Below are 21535 nucleotides of genomic sequence, written 5' to 3' on the forward strand. Positions count from 1 at the left end.
AAATCCAACTTAAATTTATCGCCATCAGTCGTTAAAAGGTCTTGAGGCGAGGTTACATTTTCGCTGAGATCGTGGAAACGCGATCGAGGTCGACTGAAATCCTGCAATTTTAACAGCAAGAGCCTTTTCAAACGCCCACTCAAAAGTGACATGGAGACCATTATGGACCAGAAAACCGATAGCGCGGGCCAATGTCCCGTAACCCACGGCCAGACACCCAAAGCCGTTCGTGCAAACCGGGACTGGTGGCCGAACCAGCTCAACATTCAGATCCTGCACAATGGCTCGTCCCTTTCGGACCCGCTGGGCAAGGATTTCGATTACGCGGAAGCGTTCAAGAAGCTCGATCTGGATGCGGTGAAGCGCGACCTGCATGCTCTCATGACCGATTCCCAGGAGTGGTGGCCAGCAGACTTCGGTCACTATGGCGGTCTCTTCATCCGCATGGCATGGCACAGCGCGGGCACGTACCGCATTACAGACGGCCGCGGTGGCGCCGGTGCCGGTCAGCAGCGTTTTGCGCCGCTCAACAGCTGGCCTGACAACGCCAACCTCGACAAGGCCCGCCGCCTTCTGTGGCCGATCAAGCAGAAATACGGCAACAGCATTTCCTGGGCCGATCTGATGATCCTGACCGGCAACGTCGCGCTTGAATCCATGGGCTTCAAGACCTTCGGTTTCGCGGGTGGTCGCGCCGATGTGTGGGAGCCGGAAGAACTGTTCTGGGGCCCGGAAGGCACGTGGCTGGGCGATGAGCGCTACAGCGGTGAGCGTGAATTGGCAGAGCCGCTGGGCGCTGTGCAGATGGGTCTGATCTACGTTAACCCCGAGGGACCGAACGGCAACCCGGACCCGCTGGCGTCTGCCCGCGACATTCGCTCGACCTTTGCCCGCATGGCGATGGACGATGAAGAAACGGTGGCCCTGATCGCAGGCGGCCATACCTTCGGCAAGACCCACGGCGCGGGCGATCCGTCGCTGATTGGTGCGGAGCCGGAAGGCGGTGAGCTGGAAGCGCAGGGTCTGGGCTGGAAGAACTCCTTCGGCACCGGCATCGGCAAGGATACCACGACCGGTGGCCCTGAGGTGACGTGGACGCAGACACCGACGCAGTGGAGCAACTTCTTCTTCGAAAACCTCTTCGCTTTCGAATGGGAACTGACGACGAGCCCCGCCGGTGCAAAGCAATGGGTAGCCAAGAATGCCGAGCCATCGATTCCTGATGCCTATGATCCAACGACCAAGCATCTTCCAACAATGCTGACGTCCGATCTGGCTCTGCGTTTTGACCCGGCCTACGAGAAGATTTCGCGCCGCTTCCTCGAAAACCCGGATCAGTTCGCTGACGCCTTTGCCCGCGCCTGGTTCAAGCTGACCCACCGCGACATGGGCCCCAAGGCACGCTACCTCGGACCGGAAGTGCCATCGGAAGACCTGATCTGGCAGGACGTCGTTCCCGCTGTCGACCATCCGCTGGTGGACGATGCCGATATCGCGCATCTCAAGGCAAAGGTTCTCGCGACCGGTCTCAGCGTCAAGGAACTGGTTGCGACGGCCTGGGCCTCCGCTTCGTCGTTCCGTGGTTCGGACAAGCGTGGCGGTGCAAACGGTGCGCGTATCCGTCTGGAGCCGCAGAAGAACTGGGAAGTCAACGAGCCTCAGCAGCTTGCAAAGGTGCTCAGCGTTCTGGAGGGCGTCCAGCGCGACTTCAACGCGGCCCAGACCGGCGGCAAGAAGATTTCGCTAGCCGACCTGATCGTTCTGGCCGGTGCGGCCGGTATCGAGAAGGCTGCCAAGGCAGGCGGAAACGACATCACCGTGCCGTTCACGCCGGGCCGTACCGATGCATCGCAGGAACAGACGGATGCTGCGTCCTTCGCAGCGCTCGAGCCGCGTGCGGATGGTTTCCGCAATTATGTCAGCAAAACGCGCCATCAGTTCATGAAGCCGGAAGAAGCACTCGTGGACCGGGCCCAGCTTCTGACGCTGACGGGACCGCAGATGGCTGTTCTCGTGGGTGGTCTGCGTGTGCTCGATATCGGTGAGCCTGCCAGCGGCGTGTTCACCGACCGCGTGGGCGTGCTCAGCAACGACTTCTTCGTCAACCTGCTGGATATGGACCTCGAATGGTCGCCGGTGGCTGGCCAGACGGGCGTTTACCAGGCACGCAGCCGCAAGACCGGCGAAACCAAGTGGACCGGCACACGCGTCGATCTGATTTTCGGCTCGCACTCCCAGCTTCGCGCCCTGTCGGAAGTCTATGCGTCCTCGGATGCGAAGCAGAAGTTCGTCAAGGGCTTCGTGGTTGCCTGGAACAAGGTGATGAACGCAGATCGTTTCGATCTGGTCTGATACGGCGCTGATCACAGCGATTCGCTCAGAGTGTGCCGTTGCTGGAAGGCAGCGGCACGATACCCCCTCAGATTTAACCGTAGATAGCACCGGGCGTGGCGACTGCCACGTCCGGTGGCTATGTCTTTAATTTTCCTCAACCATTTTCAGATTTTTTTACGATTTCGCTAACCGTGATCACAAACATTAGATATCCATTATCATGCTTTGGTGCTGTCGCGGTCTCGGCTGAATGCTCGATCTGACGTCCGGTTCTTCAGCCTGCACTTTGGGAAAAAATCTCATCACGCATATCGTGAATTGCTGATATAAGGTTTGAGCAGGATCCGATGTTTGACGGAAGTCAGCCCGGGCGGTTCTATCGAGGGAACAAGTCTATGCCTATCGTGCGGTTCATTCTCAGCGCCATGTTGGCACTCACATGGCTGTCTTCTGCTCATGCGGACAGTTTGCCACAGCCAGCGGGCAAACCCATTCTGTCGATCTCCGGCAACATCGCCAACACCAACGGCAAGGGTGTCGCGACATTCGACCGCGACATGCTGGAGGCGATCGGCCTTGTCACGGTCGAAACGCATTCGCCATGGTATGACGGGCTGACGCGATTCGAAGGCGTGCCGTTGAAAAAACTGTTGGAGTTCGTGGGTGCCAAGGGTACGACAGTGACGGCAGTTGCGCTCAACGATTATGTCAGTACGCTGCCCATGTCCGACATCGACAAATTCAAGGTCATATTGGCCATGAAGCGGGACGGAAATTATATGGAGGTCCGTGAAAAAGGCCCACTCTTCGTGATATATCCCTATGATACTTCTGCAGAGCTTCAAACACAAACATATTACACCCGCTCCGCGTGGCAGGTTGCAAAGCTTAAAGTCGAATAAAGGTGCCGATTGCGCAAAGTATTGGCGGTTATCATTTGCTGCTTCGTTCTGGCGACGGGCTATATAGCCTATGTCATTGCGCAGCGGCAAACCGCGCTACAGAAATTTGCCAGATATAATGACTCATGGGCGGTGAGCCAGACCGTTTCGGAATATCTGCGCCTCCAGAACAATCTCTATGGCTTCCTTATGGACTCGGATCTCGTCACGCGTGACAATCTGCGTCTGCGCATGGATTTGATGCTGGGCAGGCTGGAGCTTCTCAACCAGGGCAATCTGGGAGCTTTCATTGCCGAGCGCCCCGAGTGGAAGGAACTGGTCGCGTCGCTGAACACCGTTCTGCATGATCTCGATGGCCAGATCGACACGCTACAGCCCGCCGCCGTCAAGCCGATACTGGAAACGATGCGGGAGCTGGATGGGCCGCTGACGACCCTTGCGTCCTCCTCCGTTGCCTATGATGTCGCCGTTGTCGATAACGCGCATTCCGAAGTGCGCGCGTTGCACATGATTTTTACCGGGCTGGCTGGCGGTCTGATCGTCTGCGGTGTCGCGCTCATTCTTCTGCTGAACCGTCACAACAATCTTCTCGACCGCGCTCACAAGGACATGCGCGGCCTCACAGACGATCTGCGCGCAGCGACGCTGGAGCTGAAGGAAAACAACGCGCGGCTGGAGCACGACGCCTATCACGACGCGCTGACCGAACTGCCCAACCGATCCTTGTTCCGCAAGGAACTGAACGACAGGCTGGCATCGGCAGACAAGCGCACGGCCACCATTCTTTTGCTGGACCTCGATGGCTTCAAGGACATCAACGATACGTTGGGCCACGACGTGGGTGATGCACTGTTGCAGGCGGTCGGCACGCGGTTGTCGTCGCTGTTGGGCAAGGGGGATATGGTCTGCCGTCTGGGTGGCGATGAGTTCGCTGTCATCACCAGCGGTCTAGACGAAGATGAAGCGATTGGCTTTGCCGACACGCTGATAGCGCAGATCAGTCACCCCTATAATCTGGGCGAGCTTGAAATCAAGATCGGCACCTGCGTGGGCATTGCCGTATCGAGCGATGTGACCAATGCCGATGAGCTGTTCAAACGCGCCGATCTCGCGCTTTACGAGTCCAAGCGGATGGGGCCTGGCCGCGTCAGCGTGTTCAAAGTCCACATGCAGCAGCAACTGACCGAGAAACGCTCTTTCGAGGCGGATTTGCAGACGGCTGTGCAGAACAACGAGATGGAAGTTTACTACCAGCCGCAAATGCTGACCAACAGCCGTGAAATATGTGGCTTCGAGGCTCTGCTGCGCTGGACGCACCCCGTGCGCGGTAGCGTGCCGCCATCCGCCTTCATTCCCGTGGCTGAGCGGACCGGTCTTATTCATTCGCTGGGCAAGTGGGCGATGGATACGGCCTGTCAAGAAGCCAAATCCTGGAAGGGTGATCTGAAGGTGGCGATCAACCTCTCCCCGGTTCAGTTTCACAGCACGAGCCTGATCAACAATGTGGTTGATGCTCTGGACAAGAGTGGGCTAGATGCCAGCAGGCTGGAACTGGAAATCACCGAATCCGTGCTGCTGAACAGGAGTGAACAGACGCTCGACACGCTTCAGAAGCTGAAGGATGTCGGCATCCAGATCGCCATGGACGATTTCGGCACCGGCTATTCGTCGCTGGGCAATCTGCGCGGCGTACCCTTCGACAAGATCAAGATCGACCAGTCCTTCATGCGTGATGTTGCGACCGATACGGATGCGCTGGCGATTGTCGAGTTTGTCGTCGGCATGGCCAAGAGCCTGCGCATGACGACGATTGCGGAAGGCATCGAGACGCAGGAACAATTCGATTGCATGACCCGTCTTGGCTGCGACCAGATGCAGGGCTATCTGATTGGAAGACCGTCACCTGCCGACAGGCTGAATGTCTTTCGCCGCGCGATTTGAACCATCGATAACAGTCTTATATCAGGGCGCTGCCCAAAAGGAATTTTGAAAATGGAACGGCTTGACGTGCATGGGGTGAAACTGGATCTGGCAACAACAGAGGTTTCTCCCGTCATCTGGAAAGCGCTGGAGGATGGCAGCTACGAGGCGAAAGAAGCCCGCAGCATTCTCAAAGCCATCAAGCCGGGCGATCGCGTGTTGGAACTGGGCTCCGGCATCGGCATCATCACGTCCATCATTGCCGGCATCGAGGACGTGTCGGTCTGGGCCTTCGAGGCCAACCCGGGAACCGCAGCGCTGGCCGAGCGGGTCATCAAGGCCAACTGCCCTGACAATGTGGTGTTTTCGCAGGGCCTGCTGACGGCCCACGCGCCACATGTGCATCCGTTTTACGTGCGCAAGGACCTGTGGATGTCATCCATGGATGAAAATCAGGGGCCTTACGAGCACCGGATCGAAATACCCTCAGAGAATATCGACGCGTTCATTGCCCAACATCGCATCAATGCGCTGGTGATGGATATCGAAGGGGCCGAGCACGACCTGTTGCAGAATGCCAAGCTGGAGGGCGTGGAGCGTATTTTCGTGGAGTTGCACGACCACCTCTACCATCTGGCAGGCATCCGCGACATTACACAGGCGCTGGCGCTGAAGGGGTATTCCTATGATCCGCGCGGCTCACGCGGACCCTGTGTGCTGTTTTCGAAAGACAACACGCCGAGAGAATACGATCCCGACGTGGATTGAGGCTCGTCTCTCAAGCGTTCGCGCCCTCATATTCCAGCGATGCGCCGATGAGCTCGCGGGCGTAAGGGTGCGTTGCGCCATTACCGGCAATCGCGCTTCGTGGCAAAATTTCGGTGACCTCGCCGCGCAGCATGACCGCGAAACGATCACACATATGGTCCACCACCGCCAGATCATGGGTTACCATGATGTAGGTGAAGCCGCGCTCTTCTCGCAGGCGCTGGAGCAGGTTGAGGATTTCCGCCTGCACGGAGACGTCGAGCGCCGACGTCGGCTCGTCCAGCAACAGCAGCGATGGTTCGAGGATAAGCGCGCGGGCAATGGCAACACGCTGGCGCTGACCGCCGGAAAGTTGATGCGGAAAGCGGTCCAGAAACGATACCGGCAAGCCGACATCGGTGATGACCTTGCGCATCCGCTCTTCCTTGTTGTCGAGCTTGTGGATGGTGAGGGGCTCGTTCAGAACGGTGTGCACCGACTGACGTGGGTGCAGCGAGCCATAAGGGTCCTGAAACACCATTTGCAGGGTGCGACAACGGTCTATCAGCGGTATGTCGCGGACCGATTTTCCGTCGATCAGGACCTCGCCCTTCCAGAAATCCGTGAGCATGGAGACGCAACGCAGCACGGTGGATTTGCCCGAGCCTGATTCACCCACCAAGCCGAAGCATTCGCCTGGTTTGACCGAAAAGGACACCGAGGGCAGGACTTTGACGGCGGCTGGGCCATCACCGAAGGTGATCGATAGATCTCTGATTTCGACGGACACTGACATCAGACTTTTTCCTCCAGCCATTCCGGGCGACGGTCCAGCACCGCAAGCGGCGAACGGCTGCCGCCGATGCGGGGCTGAGCTGCCAGAAGGCCGCGTGTGTAGGGATGTTGCGCGCTATCGAGATCGCGGGCCGACAGGGTTTCGACCACCTGACCGGCATACATGATGAGAACGCGGTCACAGAAATTGCGCACCAGATTGAGATCGTGGCTGATCATGATGAGGCCGATGCCGCGGTCGCGAACCAGCCCGTCGAGAATATTGAGAACCTGCAAACGCACCGTGACATCCAGCGCCGAGGTCGGTTCGTCGGCGATCACCAGATCGGGGTCTGCCAAGAGCATCATCGCAATCATGACACGCTGGCCCATGCCGCCGGAAATCTCGTGCGGATATTGTGCATAGACCCGTTCGGGATCACGAATTTTGACCGCTTCCAGCATGACCAGCGCCTTGATCTTGGCTTCTGCTTTCGTGCATCTGAAATGCCGCAGATAGGTTTCGGCCACCTGATCACCGACGCGCCTGATTGGGTTGAGCGAAAACTTCGGGTCCTGAAGGATCATCGACATGCGTCTGCCGCGGATTTTCAGCATCTCTTTTTCAGATAGTGACAAAAGATCGACATTGTCGAAACGAAGCGTATCGGCGGTGATTGTCGCACCCGGCAGGAGGCGCAGGAGCGCGCGTCCGACGGTGGACTTGCCGGAGCCGCTTTCGCCGACGATGCCCAGTCTCTCCCGGCCCAAGGTGAAGGACACGCCGCGCACGGCTTCCGTTGGGGAGCCGCCATAGCGAATGCGGAGATTTTCGACGTCCAGAATGGTCCGTTCCATGGCTTATCTCCGGTTCATCTGCTTGGGATCGAGCGCATCACGCAATCCATCGCCCAGAAGGTTGAAGGCAAGGCTGACAGAGAGGATCGAGACGCCGGGGAACGTGACCAGCCACCAGTTATCCAGCATGTAACGGCGGCCCGTGGCGATCATCGCGCCCCATTCCGGCAAGGGTGGCTGTGCGCCAAGGCCGAGAAAGCCGAGACCGGCGGCTGTCAGGATGACGGTTGCCATGTTGAGCGTCAGGCGGATGAGGACCGACGGTAGGCACATGGGCATGATCGACTTGACGATGATGCGCATGGGCGATGCGCCTTGAAGTCTTGCGGCGGCGATATAATCGGCGTTGCGGAATGTCATCGCTTCGGCGCGGGCAAGGCGGGCAATCGGCGGCCATGAGGTCAGCGCAATCGCGATGATGGCGTTGTTAAGGCTTGGGCCCAGTGCGGCAACGAAGGCCAGGGACAGGATCAGGCTGGGGAACGACAGGAAGATATCGGTGATGCGCATCATGACCGTATCGAACTTGCCGCCGAGATAGCCCGACGCCGTGCCGATGATGAGCCCGATGGGGCCGACCACGATGGAGACGAGAAAGATGATGGTGAGCGTGATGCGCGCACCGAAGATGAGGCGGCTGAAAATGTCACGGCCCAGTTCGTCCGTACCGAACAGATGGCCATCGCCGGGTGCTTTCAGCACATTCGTCAAGTCCTGCACGTAAGGGTCATGCGTGGCGATCAGCGGTGCGAAGATGGCGGCGAGGATCAGGATGGCAAGGACGATGAGGCCGAAGGTCGAGGTAGGGCTGCGCAACAGGAAGAGAACAATGTTCTTCAGCGCGTTTACGGAGGCGGGGAGCCTGATTTTTTCTGCTTGCGCGGTCATCAGCGTGTCCTCGGGTCGAAGAAGCGATAAAGAATATCGGACAGGAGATTGAGGCCGATGAAGATGACGCCGACGATGAGAACGCAGGTCATCACGGCATTCATGTCACCGGTGATCAGGTTGCTGGTGAGGTACTGGCCAAAGCCCGGCCACGCAAACACTGTTTCGATCAGCACTGCACCTTCCAGAAGCGAGCCGTAGGCAAGCGCCACGATGGTGACGAGTTGCACGCGAATATTGGCAAAGGCATGCCGCCAAATGGTTTGGCGGCTGGAAAGCCCCTTCACCCGCGCCGTCGTTACATATTCCTGGCCCAACTGGTCGAGCATGAAGCTGCGGGTCATGCGCGTGATGTAGGCGGAAGAGGAATATCCCAGTAGCGAGGCGGGTAGGATGAGGTGATTGACGGCGGACCAGAAGACATCCATGTCACCCGCCAGAAGGCTGTCGATCAGCAGGAAGCCTGTACGCTCATCGACAAGTCCGATGTAGAACTGGTCCATGCGACCGCTGCCGCCGACAAGGTCGAGCTTCGCGTAAAAGACGATCAGCGCGATCATGCCGGTCCAGAAGATGGGCATGGAATGACCGAACAGGCTGACGACGCGTACCAGATGGTCGGGCCAGCGATCCTTGTTGACGGCGGCAAAGACGCCCATAGGCACGCCAAGGCCTGCGCCGATCATGATGGCGAAGGTGGCAAGCTCGATGGTAGCGGGCATGACATGCAGGATATCCTGAATGACAGGTTGGCCGGTTCTGATGGATGTGCCGAAATTACCGGTGAAGACATCGCCGAGATAATAGAAGAATTGCTGCCAGATCGGCTTGTCGAGACCCAGCGAGCGGAAAACCTGCTCATAGGTTTCGCGGGTCGCATCTTCACCGACGATGGCGCGGACAGGGTCCGCAGGCATCAGACGTCCGATGAAGAAGGTGAGCAAAAGCAGGCCGAGCAACGTGATGGCAATGGTGCCGATTTGCCCGACCGCGCCGGCAAGGCGCGGGCTCCGAATGGTCATTGTTCCTCCCTCTGCCAGTCCTCCGGAAGCGAACGCTTCATGTCTGACAAGTTTCGCAAAACCTGTCACATGTCATCCTATCTGTCAAGCGCGGCTCATAGGGTTGCGACATGGGTTGGAAGGACGTTGCTGCGCAGGGTATTGCGGCTTTGTATTCTCCATTCCCGGTAGAAGAAAGATGCCGCGCGGCGTTGCCCTGTGTGTGTTAGCGACCGGACATCATGGGCGTTGGTGAAGCGTTTTCAGGCGCGTTACTGGCGTCAGGTCTTGTCTTCGACATGGGCGGTCTTGGACCGCAGAAGAACCTTGTAGCGTTCCAGACTTCCACGCAGATGGATGCGCATCTGTTCGCGCGCGCCTTCCGCATCGCCTTCGATGATCGCGTCCACGATACGGGCATGCTCTTCCTGCAAGTGCAGATTATAGTCTTTCGGGCGCGAGCCGGGCTCGGCACCCTGCAATTCGCCACGGGGGATGATGCCGGACCGGATAAGGCGCAAAAACTCTGGAAAACGTCGGTTCTGCGTGGCTTCGGCAATCTTGAAGTGAAGGTCGAAATCGCTGTCGCGTGTCGGGTTTCCCTGCGAAAGACAGTCGCCGATACGGTTATGCGCATCCAGAATGGCTTCGATCTGCGTAGCGGAGCGGCGCGATGCGGCAAGACCCGCTGACTCGACCTCAAACACGGTCCGCAATTCCAGAAGCTCGATGACGGAGGAGATGCGCTCGGTGGTCAAATCCTTGAAGGGCTCGTCCTTTTCCTGGCGAACCTGCAAGGCAAACACGCCAGCGCCCTTGCGCGCTTCGACCAGACCATCGGCACGCAGGATGGCGATGGCTTCACGCACGACGGTTCGGCTGACGGAATATTCCCGTGTCAGCGCACTCTCGCTCGGCAGCCTGTCGCCGGGCAGAAACACGCCGCCCACCAGATCACGCCGTAAGGCGGTGCTGATCTTGGACGCGAGGGAAGTCCCTCGCTCAGTCGTGCTTGCTGCGTCCATTGTGTGCCTCACCTGCCTGTTACCTGTCTGGTATGTTAGCGACTCAGCGCCACAATGCAAGTTTTCTTGTCTACCTCAATTTCCAATGGCACGGTATGAGGGTTTACAGCGCGGGCAGGCGGCGACTACCCTGACTGTGCGCTGAAAAATCCGTGACCTGCCAAATCGTTACATCCACGGTGCGCTCTCGCGATGATACCTCCCGGTTGGGCCCGGGTCGATCCTGATCGCGGATGATACCGGAGCTGTGTGGATTGCCGGTATCGTCGAACATATTGCTTGGGCCTGCGGAATTTAAACTTGGTCGAATTTTCGAAGCGGTCACCGTTGCAGCGTGAAGCTGCCGCGGCAACGCCTGCTCTCAAATGGGTTATCACGGCAACTGCTCTGATCAGCGGCGTCGTCAACCTTCTGGCGCTGACATCGCCGCTCTTCATGTTGCAGGTCTATGATCGGGTTCTGGCCAGCGGCAGCGTGCCGACTTTGGTCGGACTTGCGGTGCTGGCCGCAGCGATGTTCACGGTGCAAGCGGCGCTGGAAATCATCCGTGCCCGCGTGCTGCTGCGGGTGGGCGAGCAGTTCGACAACAGATTGTCGGGCCGTGTCCATGGTGCCGTGGTGCGCCTGCCATTGCTGACACGCATGCCGGGCGACGGGTTGCAGCCGCTGCGGGACCTCGACAATGTCAGGAGCTTCCTGTCCGGCCAAGGCCCCAACGCCTTTTTCGACCTGCCATGGATGCCACTTTATCTCGGCATCTGCTTTCTCTTCCACTTTTGGATCGGCATGACGGCGCTGGTCGGGGCCGTGGTTCTGGTTGCGCTGACGCTTCTGACCAATGCGCTCTCCAACCGGCCCGTGCGGGAAACCATGACGCACAACATGCGCCGCAATGCCCTGCTGGAAGGGGCGCGCCGCAATGCCGAGGTGGTGCAGGCCATGGGTATGGAACGGCGCATCGCAGCGCGCTGGAGCAAGGCCAATGGTGATTATCTGACTGCCAATCGCGCGGCGGGGGACATTTCCAACGGGCTTGGGGGCGTGTCGAAGACACTGCGCGTCATGCTGCAATCGGCCATTCTGGGGGTGGGCGCCTATCTCGTCATCGGTCAGGAGGCGACCGGCGGCATCATGATTGCCAGTTCGATCATGATGGGGCGGGCGCTGGCGCCTGTCGATCTGGCCATTGCCAACTGGCGTCCGTTTCTGATGGCGCGGCAAAGCTGGAGCCGTTTGCAGGAATTGCTGGCCAATGTGCCGCAGGACGCGGACCTGACGGCACTGCCGCCGCCGGTGAAGGAATTACGCGCAGAAAACCTTGCCATCGTTGCGCCCGGCGAAAAGCGGGCAACGGTTATCGGCGTGAATTTTTCGCTGCGGGCGGGCAGCGCGCTGGGCATCATCGGTGCCTCCGGCTCGGGCAAATCCACGCTCGCTCGCGCGCTCGTCAATGCCTGGGCACCGGCATCGGGTAAAGTGCGGATCGATGGCGCAAGTCTCGACCAGTGGGACCGGGAAATGCTGGGTCGCCATATCGGCTATCTGCCGCAGGGTGTGGAATTGTTCGATGGCACGATTGCCGAAAACATCGCTCGTTTCGATGACAATGCCGAAGACAAAGCCATTGTCGATGCCGCAAAGGCCGCTGGCGCCCATGATCTCATCCTGCGCTTCGAGAAGGGATATGAAACCCAAATCGGTGAGGCGGGATCGTCACTTTCGGCGGGGCAGCGCCAGCGCATCGGGCTTGCGCGCGCGCTCTACCGGCTACCGTTTCTGGTGGTGCTGGATGAGCCCAATGCCAATCTGGATGCCGAGGGTGAGGCCGCCGTCGTCAATGCTATCGGTGCCGTTCGCAATCGCGGTGGCATCGCGGTCGTCATCGCCCACCGTCCCAGCGCGATTGGCGTGGTCGATCTGGTACTGGTCATGGATGGCGGCCAGCAGAAAGCGTTTGGACCGCGTGACGAGGTTCTTGCCAGGGTGCTGAAAAGCGCAAGCCCACCTGAACCCACGCCACCGAAGGGGTTTCCCGTCACGGCCTATGGCGTCAAGCCGCTGCGCGCAACAGCGCAAGAGACCATCGAAACACGGGAGCGCGACGATGCCAAATCCTAGGGGTTACGACGTCAGCCGCTCCATTCGCCGTCACCTTTTGGCCGGTGCGTTTGCTGGTGTCGTACTGGTGGGTGGGGCAGGTGCATGGGCAGCGGGCACTTCGCTATCCGGCGCCGTCGTTGCGTCTGGCCATTTCGTCGTGGATTCCTACGTCAAGAAAGTCCAGCACCCGACCGGCGGCGTCGTCGGTGAAATTCTGGTGAAGGATGGGGATATCGTCAAGGCCGGGGACGTCGTCATGCGGCTAGATGCGACGCAGACCCGCGCCAACCTCGCCATCGTCACCAAGCGGCTGGATGAGCTGACTGCGCGGCTGGCGCGGCTGGAAGCCGAGCGGGACGACCTGCCGCAGATCGACTTTCCCGATGAGCTCGCAAAGCGGAGCGATGACCCGGATGTCGCCGCCGCCATTCACAGCGAAACGCGGCTGTTCGAGTTTCGCAGACAGTCTCGTGAAGGCAAGAAGGCGCAATTGCTCGAGCGTGTGGCGCAGTTTCAGCACGAGATCGACGGGTTGAAGGCGCAGGAAGTGGCCTATACGGATGGCATCGCGGTTTTGAATACGGAGATCAACTCGCTCACCAATCTGAAGCAGCAGGGCATCGTTTCCGACCAACGTCTGAATGGCTTGAGGACGCAGATGGCGACATTTGGCGGCGAGCGGGGCGAAAAGATCGCCTATCAGGCGCAGGCGGCGGGGCGCATTTCCGAGACGAGGCTGCAAATTCTACAGGTTGATCAGGACCTGAAATCCGAGGTCGGGCGCGAACTGAGCGACGTGCAGGCGCAGATGGGCGAATATGTCGAGCGGCGGATTTCTGCGCAAGACAGTCTAAAACGCATCGATATCATCGCACCGCAATCCGGCATCGTCCATCAGCTTGCGGTCCATACCGTGGGCGGGGTCATCAGTCCGGCGGAGGCCATCATGTCCATCGTGCCGGAAGATGATCAATTGACGCTGGAGGTGCAGATCGCGCCGAAGGATATAGATCAGATCAGCCTCGGACATGAAGCAATGTTGCGATTGTCTGCTTTCAACCAGCGAACGACGCCGCAGGTGACGGCGCATGTGACGCGCATCGCAGCCGATCTCGCGACCAACGAGAGGACTGGTGCTAGCTATTACACCGTCCGGCTCATGGTTACGAAGGCTGAACTGGACAAGTTGAAAGGCTTGAGGATCGTTCCCGGCATGCCAGCCGAGGCGATGATCAAAACGGAGGATCGAACGGCGCTGTCCTATCTGGTCAAACCGTTGACAGACCAGATCAACCGCGCCTTTCGAGAGGAGTGAGGAACGTCCTCATGCTGCGCTGGGTGTTGCTGCGCTCGATATGTTTTCAGCCTTGTTTCCACCGCGCAGTTTGTCGAGCAGAAGGTAGATAACCGGCGTGGTGTAGAGCGTCAGCAACTGGCTGACGAGGAGCCCGCCGACGATGGCGTAGCCGAGAGGCTGGCGCAGTTCCGAGCCTGAGCCGTGGCCGATAGCGAGCGGCAGCCCGCCGAGAAGTGCGGCCATTGTCGTCATGAGAATGGGACGAAAGCGCATATGGGCTGCTTTCATAATGGCGTCTTCGCTGCTCAGTCCCTCTTCACGCTCTGCCTGAATGGCGAAGTCCACCAGCATGATACCGTTTTTCTTGACGATGCCGATCAGCAGGATCACCCCGATCATGGCAACTAGCCCGAAATCGAAGCCTGCGATCTGGAGAGCAAGAAGCGCGCCGAGGCCAGCCGAGGGCAGGGTGGACAGAATGGTGAGTGGATGGATGAGGCTTTCGTAGAGGACGCCGAGGATGATGTAGACCACAACAAGTGACGCGAGGATGAGCAGAGGCACCGTGCCGAGCGAATCCTTGAAAGCCTTGGCGCTGCCGGAGAAACTGGTTTGCAGTGAAGCTGGTGGCTGCATCTGCGCAACGGCGTTTTCAATGGATGCCGTGGCCTGGCCCAATGCGACGTCGGGTGCCAGATTGAACGAGACGGTAACGGCAGGTGACTGGCCCTGATGCGAGATGGACACCGGCGAAACGCCGTCCGTCGACCACTTCGCAACATTGGAGAGCGGCACCAGCGTACCATTGCTGGCGCGCACGGAAAGCCGTTCAAGGGTGGCGATATCCCGTTGCAGACTGGGCAGGATTTCGAGGATGACCCGGAACGTGTCCGTCTGTGTGGAGTAGGATGCGACCTGCCGCTGGCCGAAGGCGTCGTAGAGCGTATCGTCGATGGCAGATGGCAGCACGCCGAAGAGCGTGGCGGCTGCGCGGTCGATCTTGATGGACAGATTGGGCGCTTCGGCCTGCTGGTCGCTGCCGACATCGCGCAACTGGGACAGGCCCTGCAACTGGCTGGTGATCTTTCCGGCCCAGTCACCCAGTTCCTCGATATTGGCGTCCTGAAGGGTGAATTGATATTGCGTCTTGGCAGGGCGGGCACCGATATTGATGTCCTGCGCCGATTGCATGAAAAGCTTGATTCCCTGCTGCACATTGAGCGCTGAACTCAGCCGGTCGATCACCTGCTTGGCGCTGGCATCGCGTTCTTCCAACGGTTTCAGGGTGATGTTGACGTGACCCTGATTGAGCGCATTGCCGCCATTGCCGCCGCCAATATCCATGAAGACGCTATAGACCGCAGGGTCCTTCATGATGATCGCGCTGACGCGTTCCTGCAACTTCGCCATTTCGGTGAAGGAAATGTCGGGCGATGCCTGCGAGAGACCGGCGATAAAGCCGGTATCCTGTTCGGGAAAGAAGCCCTTTGGCGCGATGACGAAGAGATAGCCCGTGGCCGCAATGGTGGCGAGAAACACCGTCAGCGTGATGTATCTATGGCGTATCACGGGTTTCAGGCTGCGAATGTAGAGCGTAGTGAGGCCCTCGAAAAAGGCTTCACCGGCCTTGTAGAAACGGCCACGCTTGCCCTCATCGACGGGGCGGATGAAGCGCGAAGCAAGCATGGGCGTCAACGTTAACGAGACGACGGCGGAGATGATGATGGCGAGGGTGAGCGTCACGGCAAATTCGCGGAACAGACGTCCGACAATGCCACCCATCAACAGAATGGGGATCAGCACGGCGATCAAAGACAGGCTGATGGAGACAATGGTAAAGCCGATTTCGCCCGCACCCTGGCGCGCGGCGGCCAGCGGTTCCATGCCGTCTTCGATATGGCGGGTGATGTTTTCCAGCATGACGATGGCATCGTCCACCACGAAGCCGACGGCAACGACGAGCGCCATCAGGGACAGATTGTCGAGGCTGAAACCCAGCAGCCACATGGGCGCGAGCGCACCGACCAGCGCGATGGGCAGGGTGAGAACGGGAATGATGGTGGCGCGCAGATTGCGCAGGAATAGGAAGATGACGACGACCACGAGCCCGATGGTCAGCACCAGCGTGAACTGAACGTCCTCCACAGATGCGCGGATCGTCGAGGTGCGGTCTGTGACGAGTTCGAGTTTGACGGACTTGGGCAGCGATGCCTGTAAGGCGGGCAGTTGGTCCTTGACCGCGTTGACCACCGCGATGACGTTTGCGCCGGGTTGGCGGAAAACGTCGAGCGCTATGCCGCGTTCACCGTTGGTCCAGTGGGCCATCTTGTTGTCTTCGGCACCGTTGACCGCCTGCCCGATATCGCGAATGCGCACCGGACCGCCATTTCGATAGGCGATGACGGCGTCGTTCCATTCGGCGGCGGTGCCGATCTGGTCGTTGGTGTAGATCGGGAAGGTGCGGGTGGCGTCGTCTATGTTGCCCTTGGGCGCACTGAGACTGAGATTGCCGATGGCGGTTCTGACGTCTTCCATGGTGACATCGGCCTGCGCCAACCGGCCCGGATCGACCGCGATGCGGATTGCCGGCTTTTGCTTTCCACCGATGTTGACGAAGGCAACGCCGGAGACCTGGCCTATCTTGGAGGCCACATTGCGTTCGATATATTCATCCAGTTCCGGCAGGGTCAGGGTGTCGGAACTGGCAGAGAGCTGCATAACGGGCGCATCGGCAGGGTTGACCTTGCGAACGGTCGGAAGCGAGGTCATGTCCTTGGGCAACTGACCAGCGGCTTCGCTAATGGCGGTCTGAACATCGCTTGCCGCCGTCTGGATGTCCTGATCCAGCCCGAACTGCACGGTGATCGAGGTGGTGCCGAGCGAGCTGTTAGAGGTCATTTCCGTGATGCCGCTGACCCGCGAAAGCGCTTCTTCAATCGGCTGGGCAACGCTGGAGGCCATGGTGTCGGGCGATGCGCCGGGAAGATTGGCAGCGATTTGCACCGTGGGAAAATCGATCTGCGGCAGTGCCGATACCGGCATGAAGGGGTAGCAGATCGCCCCGAGCAGAAAAATACCTGCCATGATCAGGCTGGTGGCAATCGGATGCAAAATGAAGAAATCGAAGAAACCTGCCTTGGTCTTGTCTGGTGCTTGCTGCGGCGTTTCGGTCATGGCTTGGCCTGTTCCGCTAGCTCGCCGGTCGGCGATCCCGTCCATGGGGTGACGGTCACCTGATCGCTATCACCGATGCGCGATTGGCCATCCATGACGACCTGATCACCATCGCCGATACCCTCCGTCACCAGAGCGCGCGCGTCCGTGACATAAGCCGTCTTGACGGTTTTCTTCGCAACCTTTCCCTTGGGGTCGACAACATAGGCGTAGAGCCCGTCACGGCCTCGCGCCAGCGCCTTGTCGGGAACGACCACGCCATCCTTTTTGTCGACGGTCAGGATCGTTGCCACTGGAAGGCCGGGCCACAATTTGCCGTCCTTGTTGTCGAAGGTAGCGCGCAGGTGAATGGAGCCGGTGGAGGCATCCACTGCGTTGTCCATGGTCGTGAGGTTGCCCGTGGCCAGCGTCTGGCTGCCGTCCGTGCTGACCAGCTTCACCTGCGCGATGCCGCGCTTCATCGCTTCGCGGATATCGCCGAACCGGTCGCCGGGTGCGACGAAGGACACTGCAATGGGGTCCATCTGCGTGATGGTGACGATGCCATCGGTGGAATTGGCGCTGATGATGCTGCCGACATCGGTCTGCTTGAAGCCGGTGCGGCCCGAAATCGGCGCGGTGACGGTAGCGAAGCTGAGTTGCGTTTCGGCATTTTTGATCTGCGCATCGTCATACTGCACCGCTGCCGCATATTGCTCGCTGGCTGCGTTTTTCTGCTCCAGCGTCGAGGCTGAGGCGACACCCTTTTCGGCAAGGGCTGCATAACGCTGGGCATCCGTGCGTGCGCTGTTGAGCTGCGCTTCGTCCTGCGCCTTCTTGGCCTTGGCGGAGGTGAGCGACGAGACCAGTTCGCGGTCATCGATCGTCAGCAGCACGGCTCCCTTTTCCACGAATTGGCCTTCGGTGAAGGCGATATCCAAAACCTGACCATCGATGCGCGGGCGCACATTGACGGACTGCAAGGGCGCGACCGTTCCAATGCCGTTGATGACGCGGTCGAGCGTTTCAGTGGTTGCCTTTATGGCGGTGACGGGAACTGCGGGGGTGTCATCGGCATGCGATGGGTTGGGGAGGAAGGCCGCGATTCCAGCCAGAAGAGAAACCCATTTGCCCGTGCCTGACAGGGCACGCAATTGAACCAAAGGTTTTTTCATGCATGCCACTCCGTGAAAGCGCTCGATAAACGCTGCGGCATGGCATTTGGTTCAGCGGGGAGTGTGCCGGATAGCCCGAATTCTGCTTTATGACCAATAATTTAGAAACGCTTCAACCCTCAGATGCTCAATTTGATGAAGGCATGATGAAGCTGCAATTCTGGGCGGTGGGCGCGCTTTGGGTGCGGCTCAGAGCACGCCCCATGCGCGGAAACGACCGCGCCCCGTCATCTCACGCAACTCGAGCTGGTTGGCGAGACCCACCGCGCCCTGCGGCGTAGTGCCCAGCGCTTTGACAATCATCGAGGTGGAAACGACCGGGCGGGCCAGAACGAGCGCGATAAGATCGGGCAGGCGCGAATTGGAGCGACGTCCGACGAGCTTTCGCTCCATGCGGCTGCGGGCGTTCAACAGGCGGTCATGTTCCTTCATGCCAAGTGTCGCTGCTTCATGGATGGCATCCAGAAAGGCGATGAGCCGTTCTGGCAGGCTGGCGGCATTGCGCCGCTCTCTGGCAATGGCGCGCAGACCGGTGTTGAGTGTGATGAGATGCGCCTGCGTCAGTCCGTCTTCCCGCAGCAAAGCCGCCGCGAGTTGACGCCCCAGCCATGGGCTGCGTTGCAGCACTTCCAGCCGCTGCCAGGCATCAAGAGCGATGACGGCACGCAAAGTTGCCGGAAGCCCTGCCGTGGATTTGAGAATAGTTCGCCACTCATCCAGCCGCTCGTCTTCGTTCCAGTCGGGATCACGCGTCAGAGGCTCTGGTGTTGCGTGAGATGGCGGGCGCTCGTCTCTCGCGATGATTTCCAGTGTTGCGGTGCTGCGCGCAATGAGCCTGTCGATGGCGGAGAGCTCGTCGCTGAGGAGGGTGTCCTCGGCTTCTTCGTCCAGATATGCGATCTGTTGTGGAACCGGGGTTGTCTCGGCCACCGGCTCTTCACCGCGCAGACGCGACACGCCCGGCGGGCTGAGAGCCCATTTCGGTTCATGGGTGAAAATCTGCCGTCGCGCCCGCAATATGCGGTTGGCGATGGTCAGCTCATGGGTCGGGGCGCGGATGTCCATATGGGAATCGTGGAGAACGAGGTCTTCAATATGGACGAGCTCGCCATCCACCCACATGGAGGCCGCTGCGTCCTGAAAATCCTGTCGTTCCAGAAAACCTTCCCTAAAGGGCGAGCGTGAGATGCGTTCATCCAGCCGCGCCAGTGCATCCGTTGCGCGGGCGCAGGGCGACATCAAGGTAGCGAACGGCAATCGGTTCACATCGTAAAGCATGGGATTTGATAGAATGCGGGCGATATGAAAACAATCTGGGAATTGACTTTCATAGGCTTTATGCCCGTCTTTATAAGTTGGGCAGTGTGACCTTCACTTCGAAACCGTCATCGCGACCGGTGGCGGGGGAAGCGAGGTGCAGCGTTCCATTCATCTGCTGAACGAGGTGGTGGACGATGGCTAGCCCCAACCCGGAGCCGGTGGCCTCGGTTGCGCCCCGCATGAAACGGGTGGTCAGCTTCGGCAACAGCGCCTTGCCGATGATGGCGCTGTGATTGACGACGCGGAACGTATTGTCCGTGCCGATGTGGATATCGACGGTGCTGCCGGACGGGCTGTGTACCAGCGCATTTTCCAGCAGATTGCGCACCACGATTCCGAAAGCATCGGCGTTGATCATGCCACGAAGCTGGCCCTCGGCGGGCAGATGGAGCTGAATGCGTTTTGCGCCGAGTTCCGAGCGACCGATGTCCTCCAGCACGAGTTCGACGATCGGCAGGAGATCCGTCTCGGTATCGGCGGTCCCGATGCCCGCTTCGGCGCGGGACATCTGCAACAGCTTTTCTGCCAGTTGCGCAAGATGCGACAGCGACCGCTCGATCTGGCCAACGCGGGGGGCAAATTCGGGAGGAATATCGGCCTGCAAGCGCTGCGCCTGTGCCAGCGCACCGGCGATGGGTGTGCGAAGCTCATGGGCGCTGTTGGATGCAAAGGCGCGCTCCGATTCCAGCGCCGCCCGCAATCGCTCCAGCAACAGATTGACCGAGCGGGCGATGGGATGCAGTTCGGCGGGCAAATGCGCGTCATCGACCGGCACCATGTTGCCGCTGTCCTTGCGGCCGATTTCGTCGCGAAGCGTCTGTACCGGTGCGAGCGTTCGCCTGACGACGAGAACAACCGCGATGATGCTGGCAGGAATGAGAAGCAGCAGCGGCAGGATGAGCGCCGTGCCAGCCTCAACGATGGCTTCGCGACGATTGGCGAAGGCATCCGCCATCTGAAGAACCAGGCTGCCATCTTCCGTTGCGACAGTATAGATGCGCTGGGTCGCGGTGTCGGCAAAGCCGGGTGTCAGCGGCACGTCGAAGGGTTCGTAGGCGCTGTCGCGGGAGCGCAGCAGAACCTCGCCCTCGCTGTCGCGCACCTGATAGGTCAGGTATTCCTCGCCGACGGTCGGCTGAACCAGCGCGCGTTCTGCTTCGGGCGTTCGTTCCTTGAGATCATCGGCGATCAGCGGCAGCAGTCTTTCAGCGGTTTCCTGCACGCTGCTGTCGAAGATTTCGGCGAATTCATCCTGCATGACCATGATGCCCAGCGACGATGCGACGAGCCATGAGAGGGCCACGACGCTCGTCAGCGCTATCACCATGCGGCGGGTCATGCTGTCGCTGCGCTTCATCTGTCTACCTGATCGTGTAACCAAGGCCACGCACTGTCTCCACCCTGTCGGAGCCGATTTTCTTGCGCAACCTGCTGACATAGACCTCGACCGTGTTGCTTTCGATCTCGGCGCCGAATTCGTAAAGCGTCTCGTGCAGTTGCGCCTTGGACACCACGGCACCGGGCCGCTCCACCAGCTTTTCCAGCACCGCCCACTCTCTGGCGCTCAGCGTCAGCGCCGTGCCGTTGACGACGATGTTGCGGGCCACCTGGTTGATCTCGATGCCCGGCAACTTGACCACCGGCGCAGACCGCCCCTCGTATCGACGCGAAACCGCCAGCATGCGCGCGGTGAGTTCGCCCAGATTGAACGGCTTCACGAGGTAGTCGTCGGCACCGGCATTCAGGCCCTCGATGCGGTCGGAGACCTGATCATGGGCGGTGAGAATGATGACCGGTACCGGATCGTTTCGCTGCCGCAACTGCCGCAGGATCGTCAGGCCCTCGCCATCCGGCAGGCGAAGATCGAGCAGGATCAGGCCATAGCCGACGGTCTCGGTTGCTGCAATGGAATCTGCCACGGTTTTGAACCAGTCCACGGCGTGCCCGGCGGCTGCCACGTGGTCGCGCAGCGCTTCACCCAGAACATGGTCGTCTTCGACAAGCAGAACACGCAAGCATACCTCGCTTTCAGACCAGAATA

Annotated in this window: 17 protein-coding genes; 6 read left to right on the forward strand and 11 right to left on the reverse strand. The window is 59.6% G+C overall.

Annotated features, from left to right (window positions below):
- Positions 1 to 162: 162 nt before the first annotated feature.
- The 4 genes from katG to HRR99_RS20990 all read left to right on the forward strand — a co-directional run bounded on the left by katG (position 163) and on the right by HRR99_RS20990 (position 5924).
- On the forward strand, positions 163 to 2352 hold the full coding sequence (gene katG / locus HRR99_RS20975) for a catalase/peroxidase HPI (protein ID WP_233124735.1): 2190 nt from the start codon (positions 163 to 165) through the stop codon (positions 2350 to 2352).
- Positions 2353 to 2729: 377 nt separating this feature from the next.
- Positions 2730 to 3236 (forward strand): putative pterin-binding protein, encoded by a 507-nt coding sequence (locus HRR99_RS20980; RefSeq protein ID WP_233124736.1) that lies wholly within the window; start codon positions 2730 to 2732, stop codon positions 3234 to 3236.
- Positions 3237 to 3245: 9 nt separating this feature from the next.
- Positions 3246 to 5177 carry a putative bifunctional diguanylate cyclase/phosphodiesterase gene (locus HRR99_RS20985; RefSeq protein ID WP_233124737.1) on the forward strand — a complete coding sequence of 644 codons (1932 nt, stop codon included), beginning with the start codon at positions 3246 to 3248 and terminating at the stop codon, positions 5175 to 5177.
- A gap of 51 nt (positions 5178 to 5228) precedes the next feature.
- On the forward strand, positions 5229 to 5924 hold the full coding sequence (locus tag HRR99_RS20990) for an FkbM family methyltransferase (RefSeq protein ID WP_233124738.1): 696 nt from the start codon (positions 5229 to 5231) through the stop codon (positions 5922 to 5924).
- 10 nt (positions 5925 to 5934) lie between these two features.
- On the opposite strand, the gene HRR99_RS20995 is transcribed toward HRR99_RS20990, so the two are convergent.
- The 6 genes from HRR99_RS20995 to HRR99_RS21020 form a co-directional block, all read right to left on the reverse strand.
- Positions 5935 to 6699, reverse strand: a complete 765-nt coding sequence (locus HRR99_RS20995) for an ABC transporter ATP-binding protein (RefSeq protein WP_233124739.1) — start codon at positions 6697 to 6699, stop codon at positions 5935 to 5937.
- Positions 6699 to 7535 carry an ABC transporter ATP-binding protein gene (locus HRR99_RS21000; protein WP_111841717.1) on the reverse strand — a complete coding sequence of 279 codons (837 nt, stop codon included), beginning with the start codon at positions 7533 to 7535 and terminating at the stop codon, positions 6699 to 6701. The genes HRR99_RS20995 and HRR99_RS21000 overlap by 1 nt, the downstream gene beginning before the upstream one ends.
- A gap of 3 nt (positions 7536 to 7538) precedes the next feature.
- Positions 7539 to 8423 (reverse strand): ABC transporter permease, encoded by an 885-nt coding sequence (locus HRR99_RS21005; protein ID WP_233124740.1) that lies wholly within the window; start codon positions 8421 to 8423, stop codon positions 7539 to 7541.
- A complete protein-coding gene (locus HRR99_RS21010; protein WP_112499296.1) occupies positions 8423 to 9445 on the reverse strand; it encodes an ABC transporter permease in 1023 nt (340 codons plus the stop codon). Before HRR99_RS21010 ends, HRR99_RS21005 begins: the two co-directional genes overlap by 1 nt.
- 260 nt (positions 9446 to 9705) lie before the next feature.
- Positions 9706 to 10449 carry a FadR/GntR family transcriptional regulator gene (locus tag HRR99_RS21015; protein ID WP_233124741.1) on the reverse strand — a complete coding sequence of 248 codons (744 nt, stop codon included), beginning with the start codon at positions 10447 to 10449 and terminating at the stop codon, positions 9706 to 9708.
- A 103-nt stretch (positions 10450 to 10552) separates the two neighbouring features.
- Positions 10553 to 10723 carry a hypothetical protein gene (locus HRR99_RS21020; RefSeq protein WP_233124742.1) on the reverse strand — a complete coding sequence of 57 codons (171 nt, stop codon included), beginning with the start codon at positions 10721 to 10723 and terminating at the stop codon, positions 10553 to 10555.
- Positions 10724 to 10749: 26 nt separating this feature from the next.
- Between HRR99_RS21020 and HRR99_RS21025 the strand changes: the two genes are divergently transcribed.
- Both HRR99_RS21025 and HRR99_RS21030 read left to right on the forward strand, forming a co-directional pair.
- Positions 10750 to 12567, forward strand: a complete 1818-nt coding sequence (locus HRR99_RS21025; RefSeq protein WP_233124743.1) for a type I secretion system permease/ATPase — start codon at positions 10750 to 10752, stop codon at positions 12565 to 12567.
- Positions 12554 to 13864, forward strand: coding sequence for an HlyD family type I secretion periplasmic adaptor subunit (locus HRR99_RS21030; RefSeq protein WP_233124744.1), 1311 nt, complete (start codon positions 12554 to 12556; stop codon positions 13862 to 13864). Before HRR99_RS21025 ends, HRR99_RS21030 begins: the two co-directional genes overlap by 14 nt.
- A gap of 9 nt (positions 13865 to 13873) precedes the next feature.
- On the opposite strand, the gene HRR99_RS21035 is transcribed toward HRR99_RS21030, so the two are convergent.
- From HRR99_RS21035 to HRR99_RS21055, 5 genes are all read right to left on the reverse strand, one after another.
- Positions 13874 to 17020 carry an efflux RND transporter permease subunit gene (locus tag HRR99_RS21035; protein WP_233124745.1) on the reverse strand — a complete coding sequence of 1049 codons (3147 nt, stop codon included), beginning with the start codon at positions 17018 to 17020 and terminating at the stop codon, positions 13874 to 13876.
- Positions 17017 to 18174, reverse strand: a complete 1158-nt coding sequence (locus tag HRR99_RS21040) for an efflux RND transporter periplasmic adaptor subunit (protein ID WP_233124746.1) — start codon at positions 18172 to 18174, stop codon at positions 17017 to 17019. The genes HRR99_RS21035 and HRR99_RS21040 overlap by 4 nt, the downstream gene beginning before the upstream one ends.
- A 189-nt stretch (positions 18175 to 18363) precedes the next feature.
- The gene (locus tag HRR99_RS21045; protein WP_233124747.1) at positions 18364 to 19452 is read right to left on the reverse strand and encodes an RHE_PE00001 family protein; all 1089 of its coding nucleotides are present in this window, start codon (positions 19450 to 19452) and stop codon (positions 18364 to 18366) included.
- A 70-nt stretch (positions 19453 to 19522) separates the two neighbouring features.
- The gene (locus HRR99_RS21050) at positions 19523 to 20851 is read right to left on the reverse strand and encodes a sensor histidine kinase (protein ID WP_233124996.1); all 1329 of its coding nucleotides are present in this window, start codon (positions 20849 to 20851) and stop codon (positions 19523 to 19525) included.
- A gap of 4 nt (positions 20852 to 20855) precedes the next feature.
- Positions 20856 to 21509 carry a response regulator gene (locus HRR99_RS21055; protein ID WP_111841727.1) on the reverse strand — a complete coding sequence of 218 codons (654 nt, stop codon included), beginning with the start codon at positions 21507 to 21509 and terminating at the stop codon, positions 20856 to 20858.
- Positions 21510 to 21535 lie beyond the last annotated feature (26 nt).

This window comes from Agrobacterium vaccinii, assembly GCF_021310995.1.
Classification (GTDB): domain Bacteria; phylum Pseudomonadota; class Alphaproteobacteria; order Rhizobiales; family Rhizobiaceae; genus Agrobacterium; species Agrobacterium vaccinii.